The sequence below is a fragment of the Sinomonas gamaensis genome (assembly GCF_005876955.1).
GTDB classification, from domain to species: Bacteria; Actinomycetota; Actinomycetes; order Actinomycetales; family Micrococcaceae; genus Sinomonas; species Sinomonas gamaensis.
This window is the reverse complement of sequence record NZ_SSCL01000002.1, coordinates 41753-55018: the sequence shown is the minus strand read 5'-3', so window position 1 is coordinate 55018 and position 13266 is coordinate 41753. Positions and strand designations below refer to the sequence as shown.

Here is a 13266-nt window from a genome sequence, read left to right as displayed (position 1 = left end):
GCCATCCAATGAAATGCATTCCATTGAGCGGAGCGCAGTGATTGCTAGGGCCGCCGCGGTCCTCTTCGCGTTCTCGGCGGAGAAGCCCGAGCTGACCCTCGGTGAGATCGCCAAGCGCGCGGAGCTGCCCCCGAGTACGGTGCGCCGCCTGCTGGTCCAGCTCATCGACGCCGGCCTGATCGACCAGGATGGCTCCAGCCGCACCTACGCGCTGAGCCTGCGCCTGGCCCAGCTCGGTGCTGTGGCGCTGGGGAGCCGGGACCTGGTCCAGCGGGCGAACCCCGTGATGCGGGCCCTGACCTCAAGGGTGGGCGAAGCGGTGTTCCTCGGACAGCTCTCCCCACAGGGCGTGGTGTACCTGGCCGTCACCCAGCCGGACACGGCCGTGCGGATCTCGACCCGTGCGGGGGAGGTCCGCCCGGCGCACACGACCTCGATGGGCAAGGCGCTGCTGGCCTCCCTCGCCGCGAATGACGTGGAAGCCTGGGTGGCCTCCCATCCCCTCGGATCCGGCACGCAGTTCGCGCACACGGACCCCCAGACCCTCAGGTCCGATCTCGAAGGGGTCCGCTCCCGCGGATACGCGGTGAACAACAGGGAGTCCAGCGCCGAGTTCACCTCCGTCGCTGCCCCGGTCAGGGATCACCGCGGCGCCACCGTCGCCGCCCTGGCGATCTCCGCCCCCGCCTACCGCATCCCCCGGGAGCGGATCCCCGAGCTTGGGGCGGCAGTCCTGGAGGCCGCCCGCGAGCTCACCAGCCGGCTCGGCGGCGCCTTCACCGTCGTCGCATAAGAAGCAACAAAAGGAAGAAGAGTCATCATGGCAAGCTCAGCAGCGGCCGGCGGCAACGGTGCCGCGCCCGCAACGGCGAGGACGAGGAAGCCCCTCGTGAAGCAGATGTGGTTCTGGGTGCTGGTCGCGGTCGTCGCCGCGGCCGCCCTGGGAGTGGCGGCGCCGAAGGCGGCAGTGTCGCTGCAGCCCCTGGGAACGGTCTTCATCAATGCGATCAAGATGATCGTCGGCCCGATCGTGTTCTGCCTCGTCGTCACAGGCGTCGGCGGGCTGACGAACCTGAAGGAGGCCGGGCGGATCGGGCTGCGCTCCCTGGTCTACTTCGAGGCCGTCTCGACTCTGGCGCTGCTCATCGGCCTGCTGGCCGTGAACCTCTTCCAGCCAGGGGCAGGGCTGAACATCGACCCCTCCAAGATCCAAGTCTCCCAGGCCGTCCAGGGCTATATCGGGCAGGGCAAGAGCAACGACTGGTGGAGCGTCCTGCTCAACATCGTCCCGACTAGCGTCGTGAGCCCCTTCACCGAGGGCAACATCCTGCAGATCCTGTTCATCGGGGTGCTCGTTGCCATCGCCGTCCACATGGCCGGGCCCCGCGCCCGCGGGATCGTGACCGGCTTGGAGAAGGCGAACCTGATCCTTTTCAAGGTCCTCAAGATCGTCATGTACGCAGCCCCGGTCGGCGTCTTCGGCGCCCTGACCGCGCTCGTGGGCTCCTCGGGCCTGGCGACCCTCGCGGGCCTGGGCAAGCTCATCGGCATGTACTGGGTGACCTGCATCATCTTCGTGGTGGTCGTCATGGGCCTGATCCTGGCCGCCGTCGGATTGAACGTCTTCAAGCTGCTGCGCTACCTGAAGGAGGAGATTCTCATCGTCCTGGGCACTTCCTCCTCCGAGGCCGTGCTGCCCCAGGTCCTGGGCAAGCTGGAGAACCTGGGCGCGCCCCGGGACGTCGTCGGGCTCACCGTCCCCACCGGCTACACGTTCAACCAGGACGGCACCTCCATCTACTACGCCTTCTGCGCGGTCTTCATCGCCCAGGCCACGGGCGTCCAGCTCTCCGTCTGGGCCCAGCTCGGGCTCGTGGCCGTCCTGATGCTCACGTCCAAGGGCGTCGCCGCCGTCACCGGGGCCGGGTTCATCGTCCTGGCCGCCACGCTATCGACCCTGGGCACCGTCCCGGTCGCGGGGATCATGCTCATCTTCGGCATCAACCGCTTCCTCTCCGACGGCGCCGCCCTGACCAACCTCTTCGGCAACACCGTCGCAGGCCTAGTCGTCTCCAAATGGGAAGGCAACCTCGACCTCGCCCGCGCCAAGAAGGTCCTCGACCGCCAGCCCGTCGAACCCCTGCCCGCCATCGCCGACCTGCCCGGGGAGCACGCGCCCGCGGCCCCGGACCACGGCATCGTCCCCGAAGGAGCGAAGTGAACCAGACCCTCCATGTCCCCGCCGGGACGGTGCCCGTGCATCGGGAAGCCGACGTCGGCGTCATCGGCGGGGGCCCCTCCGGGGTCTGCGCCGCCGTCGCCGCCGCCCGGGCAGGGGCCAAGGTCCTCCTCCTGGAGGACGCGGGGTTCCTCGGCGGCACCGCCACCGGCGGCATGGTCGCCGCCTGGAACGCCTTCTACTGGCGCGACGTCCGCGTCACCGGGGGCATCGCCTACGAGATCACCCAGCGCCTCGAGGCAGCCGGAGGCGGGGCAGGCTTCGAGAACTACGTCGCCGCGGAGCTCACCGACAACCCGGTGCCCTTCGAGACCTACCCCTTCGACCCCGAGATCCTCAAGCTCGTCCTGGACGACCTCGTCCGCGAGGCCGGCATCGAAGTCATCCACCACGCCCGCGCCACCGACGCCCTCGCCGCCGGCGGCGCCGTCCAGGGCATCGTCTACGAGGGACCCACCCGCCCAGGGGCCGTCCGGGCCCAGCGCTACGTCGACGCCACCGGCCACGGCACCGTCGCCCTCAAGGCCGGCGCCGCCCAGCTGAACACCGCGGAACCCCTGCAGCCCATGACCCTGATGATGCGCGTCTCCGGCGTCCTCCGCGCCGAGCTGGAAGCAACCCCCAAGGAAACCCGCCGGGGCATCGTGAAGGCCGGGATCGAGCAGGGCGCGCTGTTCTACAGGAGCCTCGCGGTCTCGTACAGCCCCGCCAACGGCGACGCGTTCCTGCTGATGAGCGCGGTCGAGGGAGCCGACGGCGCCGACGAATTCTCCCTCACCGCGGCCGAGCAGGAAGGACGCCGCCAGATCGCGCACACCCTCGACTACCTCCGGGACAGCATGCCCGGCTTCGCCGAGGCCAGGCTCGTCCAGATCGCCCCGTGGATCGGAGTCCGCGAGACCCGCCGCGTCCTCGGCGACTACGTCCTCACCGGCCAGGACGTCCGCACCGGCGCCGGGTCCCGGGACGCCATCTCCTGGGGCGGAGGCCCCATCGACGTCCACGAAGGCCACACCGTCCGGCTCGCCAGCCCCGAGCGGCCCTTCGCCGTCCCCTACCAGTGCCTCCTCCCCCGGGGCCTGGAGAACGTCCTGGTCGCCGGCCGGGCCCTCTCCGCCGACCCGGAGGCCATGGGCGGCCTGCGCCACATGGGAGGCATCATGCCAACCGGCGAGGCCGCAGGCGCCGCCGCCGCACTCTCGTCGGCACGCGGAATCACCCCCCGGCGCCTCCCGGCCCAGGTCCTCCGCGACCACCTCCGGGCTGCCGGCGCGATCGTCGACGACCCCCTCGAAGACCGCACCCAGATTCCCGCGCAGGCCGCATCCGGGGCGACGACGGGACGGGGAGCGCGATGAGCACCACCGCCGAAAGCTACCTCGTGGGCCTGATCGGGGACGGGACCACCCGCAGCCTCACCCCAGCCCTCCACGAGGAAGAGGCCAGGCACCACGGCATCGACTACCTCTACCGGCCCATCGACCTGGGCGTCATCGCACGGCCCCCGGAGGACGTCGGACACCTCCTGCGGGCCGGGCGCGACCTGGGCTTCAACGCCTTCAACATCACCCACCCCTGCAAGCAGGTCGCAATCCCCCACCTGGACGAGCTCAGTCCTGAGGCCGCCGCCCTGGGCGCCGTGAACACAGTCCTGATCCGAGACCGCCGTCTCGTCGGCCACAACACCGACTACAGCGGCTTCACGGCCGCGATGCAGGACGGGCTCCCCGACATCACGGCCGACCGCGTCGTCCAGCTGGGCGCCGGGGGCGCCGGCTCGGCAGTTGCCGCCGCCCTGCTGGCACTGGGAGCAAAGAGCCTGGGCGTCTACGACCTAGACGCCGCCAGGTCGGGCGAGCTCGCCCGCTCGCTGGAAGCTGCCTTCCCCCGGCACGAGGTCGTCGCCCTCCGCCCAGACTCCCTCCCCGATGCGCTTGCCTCCGCCGACGGAATCGTGAACACCACCCCCGTCGGGATGAACCTGCACCCCGGCACGCCCATCGACACCCGCCTGATCCGCCCCTCCCAATGGGTGGCGGAGATCATCTACGTCCCCCTCGAGACCGAACTCGTGGAGGCCGCCCGGGCCAAAGGCTGCCGAGTGCTCGACGGCGGGCACATGGCCGTCGGGCAGGCAGTCGACGCCTTCCGGCTCATCACCGGGCTCGACCCGGACCGCACGCGAATGCGGTCGCATTTCCTCGCACTGACCAAGGGCACCCAGGGATAGCCGCGGCGAGCCCGGCAGGCAGCCGTGGGTTCGACCCGCTTCGACGCCAAGGCCTCAGGCGGCGCAGCGTCGACTGCGTCGCCGGGGCCACTACCGCCTCAGGCGCGGCGCCCGTCCTGCTCCACGGGGCGGACGCCTGCGGTGACCCCGCCGAGCTGGCCGGTCAGCCTGGCCGCGGCCGCGACGACCCGTCGGCCCAGCTCGTCGATCCGCTCCGGGGGGACCCGGTACGCCGGGGACGATATTGCCAACGCCGCCACGGTCCTGCCTTCGTGGTCCACGACCGGCGCGGCCACCGAGGCGAACTCCGAGCTCGATTCCCTGTCGTTGATCGCGTAGCCGCGCGCCCTCGCGCCCTCCAAGTCCGCCAGCAGCCTGTCCTTCGTCTTGGGCGCGTTCTTCGTCCCCTCCTCGAGGGAGTGCGAGGCGAGCCAGGCCTCGAGCTCGCCCTGGCCGAGCGATGCCAGCAGCGCCTTCCCGATCGAGGTGCTGTGAGCCGGCCGGATGTCGCCGGCCTGAGTGGAGATCCGCACCTCAGAGGCGGGCTGGACCACGGAAAGGTAGACCACTCCCTGGGCCGAGAGCTGCCCGAGGAGGACCGCCTCGTTGGCCTCCGCGCTCAGCTCCCGCATGACCGGTGCGGCACGCGCGACGATGTCCATGCTCCCCAGCGCCACGGCACCAAGCCGGGCGAGCCGGAGGCTCAGCGAGTACAGCCGGGTCGAGTCGTCCTGCTCGACCAGGCCCGCGGCCGTCAGCTGGACGAGGAGGCGCCGGACGGTGCTCGGCGGCAGTGACGCCCGCTTGACGATCTCGCCCAGGCTCAGATGGGGGCGGTCTGCGGAGAAGGCGAAGAGGACATCCGCGGCCCTTGCGATCACAGCGCTCCGCTCCACGGAGTCCTTTTCATTCACCGGCACGCGAGCAGTATGGCCGAGACGCCCCCCACAAGGCAATCAGCACCACTCCCGCTCCCCCAAGCAGGGCGAGGATCCCCTGCCGCTCGGACTCCTTCTATTGACAAGGGCCGAGGCCGCCGGTGAGACTTAGACGACACCACTCGATGGAATCCATTCCATCAGATGGAACAAACAGAACGAGCCGAGCTCGCCCCGGCCGCTGCGGCAAAGACTGCCGCCGGGTCCCGGCCCAAACCCTTGTCCCCCTAGCGGAAAGCGATCCCATGTCATCTCCTTCCGGCTCTGCGAGCCGCCGCGGCAGCGTGGCCGCACCGCCATCCGCCGTCCGGAAGGCGGTGGCGGCCAGCACGGTCGGCACCGTCCTTGAGTGGTACGACTTCTACGTGTACGGCACGGCCGCCACCCTGGTGCTCGGCAAGGTCTTCTTCCCCTCCCTGGACCCGATGTCCGGGACCCTCGCGGCCTTCGTCACCTACGGGATCGGCTTCATCCTCAAGCCCATCGGCGGGATCATCCTGAGCCGGTTCGGGGACACGATCGGGCGCAAGCGGGTCCTGGTGATCAGCCTGGTAGCCATGGGAATCGCGACCGGAGGGATCGGGCTGCTGCCGACCTACGCCCAGATCGGCGTCGGGGCCCCGGTCCTGCTGGTCCTCCTGCGCCTCGTCCAGAGCGTGGGCGCCGGCGCGGAATACGGGGGCGCGATCACGATGGTCGCCGAATACTCCAGCAACCGTCGGCGGGGCCTCGTCGGGAGCCTGCCGGCCCTGGGCGTCTCCCTCGGGATCCTCCTGGGGGACCGGCGCCTACGCGGCCCTCTCGCTCCTGCCCGCGGCGGCCTTCAACGCCTGGGGCTGGAGGCTGCCCTTCATCCTCGGCTTCTCCCTGGTCGCCGTGGGGCTCTACCTGCGCCTGCGGGTGGACGAATCCCCCGAGTTCAAGGCCCTCCTGTCCGAGGACAAGGTGGTGCGCGCCCCGTTCCGGCAGATGCTCAAGACCCACCCGCGCAACCTGCTCATCGCCACCGGCGCACGCTCCGCCGATGCCGTCGGCGGCCAGCTGTACAACGTCTTCGCACTGACCTACTGCACCGAGGCGCTCCACCTGCCCGCCACCGTCGGGCTGACCGGAGTCATGGCCGCGAACCTCGTCGGCCTGGCTGTCATCCCCCTGGCCGGGCACCTGTGCGACCGCTTCGGACGGCGCCCCGTCTACCTCGCCGGGCTCGGGTTCCTGGCAGCGTTCGCCTTCCCCTTCTTCTGGCTCCTGGGGAGCAGGTCTCCCCTGCTCGTCGTGCTCGCCCTGGTGCTCTCCTACGGCTTCGGGGTCAAGGTCATCCTCTCAGTCTCCGGGGCGTACCTGGCCGAGCTGTTCGACCCGCGCATCCGCAGCAGCGCCGTCACGACCGCCCGGACCATCTCCGATCCCCTGGCCGGCTTCACCCCGGTCATCGCCACCTCGCTGCTGGTCGCCTCCGGCTCCTACTGGAGCGTGGCCGTGTTCATGCTCGTCTTCGTCGGAATCGCGTTCTTCTGCGTCTGGATCGGCCCGGAGACCCAGCGGCTCGTGCACCCGGTCACAGAGCGGGACCAGGCCGCCGCAGACAGCGAACTCCCCCGCACGATCGGCTGAGGATGGGCGCGAAGAAGATCGTCATCATCGGCGGAGGACTCGGCGCGATAGCAGCCAGCCTCTCCGCGGCGAGGCTCGGGGTGCCAAGCATCATCGTCTCCGAGTGCAGCTGGCTCGGCGGCCAGGTCTCCAGCCAGGCAATCCCACCGGACGAGCACCCCTGGATCGAGATGACCGGGTGCACCGAGACCTACCGGCAGTTCCGCAACGGGGTGCGCGCCTTCTACCGGGACCACTACCCCCTGAACGCCCAGTCCCGCTCGGCGCCCCGCCTCAACCCGGGGCTGGGGAACATCGGCCCGCTCTCGCACGAGCCCTTCGTCGCCGGGCTCGTCATCGAGCAGATGCTCGCCCCGTGGCGCAGCCGGGGCCTAATCGAGGTGCTGCGAGGCTGGCGGATCGTCGAGGCCGAGACCACGGGCGACCACACCAGATCGGTCAGGGTGCGAAGCGACGACGGCGAGGAGAAGGTCCTCGAGGCCGAGTACTTCCTGGACACAACAGATCTCGGCGATCTGGTCGCCGCCGCAGGCGTCGAGCACGTGATCGGCGCCGAGAGCACAGCAGAGACCGGCGAGCCCCACGCCCTGCCCGGCGAGTCGGACCCGACAGACCAGCAGGCGATCACCTGGGCTGCGGCCCTGCGGCTCTCCCCGCACACCGAGAACATCATCGACAAGCCGGGCGCCTACGACAGATGGCGCTCGTACCAGCCCGACTTCTGGCCGGGCCCGCTGCTCGGCTGGGACGTCTCGGACTACGTCACCCACCAGCCCCGGCACCGGCCCCTGTTCCTGGCCAGCTCCCAGGACGGCGAGATCCACTACGACCTCTGGCACGCCCGACGCGCACTGGCTGCCAGCCAGATGGAAGACGGCTGGGAATCGGACACCACCATCGCCGCCTGGCCGATGATGGACTACTGGCAGATCCCCCTCCTCGGCTCCGAGGAAGGCGCGGGGACCGCCCTGGCCGAGGCCCGCGAGTTCACCCTCTCCTTCATCTACTGGATGCAGACCGAGGCGCCCCGCCACGACGGCGGGACCGGGTACCCGGAACTGCGGCCCCACGGCGAGGTCACCGGGACCCCCGACGGCCTGGCGATGCTGCCCTACATCCGGGAAGGGAGGAGGATCAAGGCAGAGTTCACCGTGCTCGAACAGCATATCGGCGTCGCCGCGCGTGCCGGGCTCGACGGGGCGGAGCCGTTCAAGGACAGCGTCGGCGTCGGCGCGTACCGGATGGACCTGCACCCCTCCAGCTCGGGCAGGAACACCCTGGACCTGGACACCTGGCCGTTCCAGGTCCCGCTCGGCGCCCTGATCCCCCAGAGGGCCGAGAACGTCCTCGCCGCCGGCAAGGCGATGGGGACGACCCACCTGACCAACGGCGCGTACCGCGTCCATCCCATCGAATGGTCCGTGGGGGAAGCCGCCGGAGCCCTGGCGGCCTTCTGCCTCTCCACAGCCTCCGCCCCGCGGCAGGTGCGCTCGGATCCGCGCCGGCTCGAGGACCTCCGCCGATCACTGGCCGCCCTGGGCGTGGAGACAGAGTGGCCCAGCCTCGGGGCCCTCACCCCCGAACGCCGCTTCGGGTACCTCCCGCCGCCCCGGTAGCCGACGATCAGGGCGATGCTTGCCACGGATCGGCGTTGGACCCCCGATCCGTGGCGGCATCTTCCGCCTTCCGCCTCGATCCGTCTGCCGCGGGCGGTCCTGCTGGCCATGCCACGTCCGGCAGCCCCCAAGAGGTCCCAAGATCCTCCGGATCCTCGGCTCCGAACCTCGCAGCCTCCCAGCCTTGGCCTTTTCGCCGACGATCAGATTCCCCGACCTGATTCACCTGACTGGGACAGAGTCCTGGCGGACCTTTTGGCCTTCGCCAGATGCAGCTCCCCTAGACACCTTGCGCTTCTCGTATCCGACGACGACGGCCGCCGCCGCCTCCACCGCTGCTCTCGTCCGAGGCTGGGAGACGAGCCAGGTCGTCATCTCGATGGGCAGCGCGGAGATGGGGTGCCACACCCAGCCGGGAAGCTGCCGCTCCGCGGTGTAGCGGGAGACGAGGACCGCATCCGCGTCCGCGGCCTCGGCGCTGGCCAACGCATGCTCCACGAACTGCGCGAACTGCCACTTGGGCTGCACCCCCGCGTCCAGGGCAGCGCGGATGAGGCCCTCCTGCTGTGTTGGCACCTGATCCCTCGAGTGCACCAGCACGCGCAGGCTGTCCAGGGACCCGACGGTGAGGACGGCCTGGGCCGCCAAGGGGCTGTTGGGCCTCACAGCCAGCCCGAAGGATTCCTGGCCGATCCTCCAGGACGAGTATTCGCTCGGCGGCTGCTGATGGACCATCGCCAGATCCAGCCGGCCCTCCCGGAGCATTCGCAGCTGGACGGAGCTGTTCGCCTCGATCAGTGTCGGCGCGCAGGCGGACTCGCCTTCCTTCAGCTCCCTCACCAACCCGACCAGCCAGTCCGCCGGAGTCCCAGGGGGGACGCCGATTGAGACCACCTCCCGGGCAGGGAGCCCTTCTGCCAGCACCTCGGGCGTGGCCGCCTCGAGGGCGAGGATCCTGCGTGCGTGCTGCAGCAGGGCGTGGCCGGCCGGGGTGAGCGAGATCCCCCGTGCCGTCCTCGAGACCAATGAGTGCCCAAGCTGTCGCTCCAGGGAATGGAGCTGCCTGCTCAGGGACGGCTGGGAGACCAGCAGCCGGTCGGCGGCCCGGTTGATAGATCCCTCCTCGGCAATCGCCAGGAAGTACTGCAGCTGCCTGAACTCCATCGGGCCTCCCCGTGCGCCAGTTATCCACCTGAAGCATAGCCGGTGTACGCGATGGGCCTTGGACGCCCAAGGTGACCTCCGTCTCTAATGGAAGGACGGAAAGCGAGACGCCCAGGCCTCTCCCCCGCAATTTCAAGGAGAATCATGAAGCTCGGCTTCTATTCGGCATGCCTGCCGTCCCTGTCCCCCGAGGAGGCGATCGCCGTCGCATCACAATCAGGGTATTCAGGGGTCGAATGGCGCGTCTCAGATGACGTCGGAGACTCCGGTTCCCCCGACTTCCTCGGGAACAACAGGTGCACCGTCCGGCCCCACGAGGATGAGGTCGCCAAGGTGTGCGAAGCCAGCCGGGATGCCGGCCTCGAGGTCATCGCGCTGGCGCCCTACATCGAGACAGGCGACCTGGAAACGGTCGAGCGCTTGATGGCGATGGCCAAGTGCAACGACGTTCCGGCCGTGCGGCTGCGGGCCCCGTGGATGGGCCCGGAGGGGTTCCACGCCCTCTTCGATCAGGGCCGTGCGTTCTTCGACCAGGCCGCCGCGCTGGCCGGGTCCTACGGTGTCAAGGCACTTCTGGAGATCCACCAGCGCTCCATCTGCCCCAGCGCCTCATTGGCACGCCAGATGGTGGGGCACCTCCCGCCGACCCGGGTCGGGGTCATCTATGACGTGGGCAACCTTGTGGTGGAGGGATACGAAGACCACGAGATGGCACTGCAGATGCTTGGCCCTCTGCTTGCCCACATCCACCTGAAGAATGCCGCCTTCTACCCAGATGCAGCGGGCGGCCCATGGAAGCACCAGTGGACCGAGCTGGACCGAGGCATCGTCGACGTCGACAGGCTACTGCGCCTCCTCCAGCAGTACGACTACACCGGCTGGATCTCGGTCGAGGACTTCAGCACCTCCCGCTCAGACCCGGACAAGCTGCACTACAACTCCAAGTACCTCCGCACAAGAGCCGCCTTCTCAGACCATCTGGCACAGACCGCCTGACCTTCCCCGAACGAACAAAGGACCAGCATGACAACCCAGCACCCGACCCCCGTATCGCTGGTGACCGGCGGCGCCGGCGCCCTCGGCTCGGCCATCGCCCACCGTCTCGCCAGCAACGGCGACACCGTGCTCATCTTCGACAACAACGCCGAAGCCGCCCGAGACCAAGCCCAGCGAATCGCCGAGGCCACCGGATCCCACGTCGAAGCCCACACCGTCAACCTCACCGAGCAGGCATCGATCCGAGAATCGATGGCGGACGTGGGCCAGCGGTACGGCCGTCTCGACCGCCTCGTCAACAACGCCGCCTTCAACCCCAAGACGTCCCTCGAGCGGACGGCGACGGAAGAATGGGACTCAACCATGGCCGTGAACCTCCGCGCGCCGATGGCACTGTGCCAGGCAGCCCTTCCGATATGGCAAGCCACCCGCAGCGGCCGGATCGTCAACATCACCTCCCGGACCTGGCTCGCAGGAGGACCAACGGCCTACGTCACCTCCAAAGCCGGAATCGTGGGACTGACCCGCTCCCTCGCCGTCGAACTCGGACCACTCGGCGTGACCGCCAACGCCGTAGCCCCCAGCATGGTCGCCACACCGTTCACCAGAGGAGGAAGGACTGAAGAGGAGTTCGCCGCCTTCACCGAGCGCCACACCAGAATGTCCCCGCTGGGAAGACTCGCCACTGCCGAGGACATCGTCGACGCCGTCGAATTCCTCGCCAGCGCAAAGGCCTCCTTCATCACCGGCGAAGTCCTCCACGTCTGCGGAGGCGCCCAGCTCGCCACCGCCCCCTGACCCCTCCCCCTTTCGCAAATGACCTCATCAAGGAAGATGAACATGACCACGGCCCACCTCTCAGACACCATCCCCTCCACAACCGAACGGCAGCGAAAGATGGCCCGACGGGCCGCCCTGGGCAGCTTCCTCGGCAGCGCCGTCGAATACTACGACTTCTTCGTCTACGGCACCGCCTCAGCCCTCATCCTCGACAAGCTGTTCTTCCCCGGAGCAGACCCGACTGCCGCCACCTTGGCATCGCTGGCCACCTTCGGCGCCGCATACGTCGCCCGTCCCCTCGGCGCCCTCCTCTTCGGCCACCTCGGCGACCGAATCGGACGCAAGAACGTCCTCATCGCCACCCTCCTGATAATGGGCGCAGCAACAGCGGCCATCGGGATCCTCCCGACCTACGCCATGACCGGGGCACTCGCGCCCGCCCTGCTTGTCCTCTGCCGGCTCCTCCAGGGAATCTCCGCAGGGGGAGAGCAGGTCGGTGCAAGCCTGCTCACCATGGAACACGCCCCCAAGAACCGGCGCGGCCTCTACACCAGCTGGCTGCTCAACGGCGCAGCAGTGGGAAGCCTTCTCGCCACGGCCGTCTTCATCCCCCTCGGCGCACTCCCAGCGGCCCAGCTCCAGGCCTGGGGTTGGCGGATCCCGTTCCTCCTCAGCTTCCTCATGGTCATCGCCACACTCATCGTCCGGCGCGGCGTCGACGAATCCCCCGAACTCCTCAAGTCCAAGCAGAGCAGCAAGCTCCGCACCATCCCGATCGGCACCGTGCTGAAGACCGAGCTCCGTGCCACCGTCACGGTCTTCGTCTCAGCATTCACGATCGTCATCTCCACCTTCGTCATCGTCTTCGGCCTCTCCTACGCCACCCAGGTCCACCACGTCGACCGTGCGGCCATGCTCACAGCCATCTCCGTCAGCCAGATCGTCGCCCTGGTCTTCCACCCACTCTTCGGCGCCCTCGCAGACCGCGTCGGGTTCAAGGCGATCTACGTTGTGGGCAGCATCCTCTGCGCTGTCGGCGTCTTCGGGTTCCTCGGCGCCATCAGCATCGGAAACACCGTCCTGATCGTGATCGCCACCCTTGTGCTCAAGGGGGTCCTCTACGCCGCCCCGAACGCCCTGTGGCCATCGTTCTTCGCACAGCTGTTCACCCCCCAGGTCCGATATACCGGCGTCGGGATCGCCACCCAGCTGAGCTTCCTGCTCACCGGATTCGCCCCCACGATCTGCTACGCGCTCCTCGGCGAGAACGACAACTGGCTCCTCACTGCGGCCGCTGTCGCCCTCACCTGCGTACTCGCCGCATTAGCAGCCGCATCCTCGAAGCCTGCACGAGACGTCGCCGAATAAGCACAATCCAGTGGCACGAGAGCATATTCCCCTCACTCCCGCACCATGCACCCGATGCTCAAGCTTGGCTCACTGACCCACTCAAACAGCGTCCGCCTCTCTCTGGCGCCCTTTCGGGGCAGCCAGGGAGGCCGAGCGATCTTGAGGGTCTGGCTGGGTGCACCACTAGGACCCCAGATAGTCGAAAAAATGCGGCACCGGTCACCGAGATCGCCAGCCCACCTTGGACCGCCCGTCTCGCAGGAGTAGACGCACCTGGCCCTCTGACAGCAAACGGACCAAAGGACCAAGTTCGATGTCAAAGGACCATCTAGTTTGTCG

Annotated in this window: 10 protein-coding genes and 2 pseudogenes; 10 read left to right on the top strand and 2 right to left on the bottom strand. The window is 68.8% G+C overall.

Going from position 1 to position 13266, the window contains the following annotated elements:
* The first annotated feature begins 37 nt into the window (after positions 1-37).
* The 4 genes from E5679_RS02775 to E5679_RS02760 are packed head-to-tail and all read left to right on the top strand — an operon-like array spanning position 38 to position 4469.
* Positions 38-793, top strand: a complete 756-nt coding sequence (locus E5679_RS02775; protein ID WP_171042226.1) for an IclR family transcriptional regulator — start codon at positions 38-40, stop codon at positions 791-793.
* A gap of 27 nt (positions 794-820) precedes the next feature.
* Positions 821-2221 carry a cation:dicarboxylate symporter family transporter gene (locus E5679_RS02770; protein WP_138413572.1) on the top strand — a complete coding sequence of 467 codons (1401 nt, stop codon included), beginning with the start codon at positions 821-823 and terminating at the stop codon, positions 2219-2221.
* Positions 2218-3597, top strand: coding sequence for an FAD-dependent oxidoreductase (locus tag E5679_RS02765; RefSeq protein ID WP_171042225.1), 1380 nt, complete (start codon positions 2218-2220; stop codon positions 3595-3597). The genes E5679_RS02770 and E5679_RS02765 overlap by 4 nt, the downstream gene beginning before the upstream one ends.
* Positions 3594-4469 (top strand): shikimate dehydrogenase, encoded by an 876-nt coding sequence (locus E5679_RS02760; protein WP_138413570.1) that lies wholly within the window; start codon positions 3594-3596, stop codon positions 4467-4469. The genes E5679_RS02765 and E5679_RS02760 overlap by 4 nt, the downstream gene beginning before the upstream one ends.
* A gap of 98 nt (positions 4470-4567) precedes the next feature.
* Here the strand turns inward: E5679_RS02760 and E5679_RS02755 are convergent, their stop codons facing one another.
* On the bottom strand, positions 4568-5365 hold the full coding sequence (locus tag E5679_RS02755; protein WP_171042224.1) for an IclR family transcriptional regulator: 798 nt from the start codon (positions 5363-5365) through the stop codon (positions 4568-4570).
* Positions 5366-5532: 167 nt separating this feature from the next.
* Here E5679_RS02755 and E5679_RS21560 point away from each other — a divergent pair.
* The 3 genes and pseudogenes from E5679_RS21560 to E5679_RS21140 form a co-directional block, all read left to right on the top strand.
* Positions 5533-6174 (top strand): annotated as a pseudogene (locus tag E5679_RS21560) (MFS transporter); the annotation flags it as partial.
* A 31-nt stretch (positions 6175-6205) separates the two neighbouring features.
* Positions 6206-7021: pseudogene (locus tag E5679_RS21145) on the top strand (MFS transporter); the annotation flags it as partial.
* 2 nt (positions 7022-7023) lie between these two features.
* Positions 7024-8637, top strand: coding sequence for an FAD-dependent oxidoreductase (locus E5679_RS21140; protein ID WP_138413568.1), 1614 nt, complete (start codon positions 7024-7026; stop codon positions 8635-8637).
* A gap of 222 nt (positions 8638-8859) precedes the next feature.
* Here the strand turns inward: E5679_RS21140 and E5679_RS02740 are convergent, their stop codons facing one another.
* Positions 8860-9801, bottom strand: a complete 942-nt coding sequence (locus tag E5679_RS02740) for a LysR family transcriptional regulator (RefSeq protein ID WP_138413567.1) — start codon at positions 9799-9801, stop codon at positions 8860-8862.
* A gap of 144 nt (positions 9802-9945) precedes the next feature.
* Here E5679_RS02740 and E5679_RS02735 point away from each other — a divergent pair, with 144 nt between their 5' ends.
* From E5679_RS02735 to E5679_RS02725, 3 genes are read left to right on the top strand one after another with little or no spacing between them, the layout of a single operon-like run.
* Complete coding sequence (locus E5679_RS02735) at positions 9946-10797, top strand: sugar phosphate isomerase/epimerase family protein (RefSeq protein ID WP_138413566.1); 852 nt, start codon at positions 9946-9948, stop codon at positions 10795-10797.
* Between the two features lie 27 nt (positions 10798-10824).
* Positions 10825-11595 carry an SDR family NAD(P)-dependent oxidoreductase gene (locus tag E5679_RS02730; RefSeq protein ID WP_138413565.1) on the top strand — a complete coding sequence of 257 codons (771 nt, stop codon included), beginning with the start codon at positions 10825-10827 and terminating at the stop codon, positions 11593-11595.
* Positions 11596-11637: 42 nt separating this feature from the next.
* On the top strand, positions 11638-12945 hold the full coding sequence (locus E5679_RS02725; RefSeq protein WP_212746901.1) for an MFS transporter: 1308 nt from the start codon (positions 11638-11640) through the stop codon (positions 12943-12945).
* Positions 12946-13266: the final 321 nt, after the last annotated feature.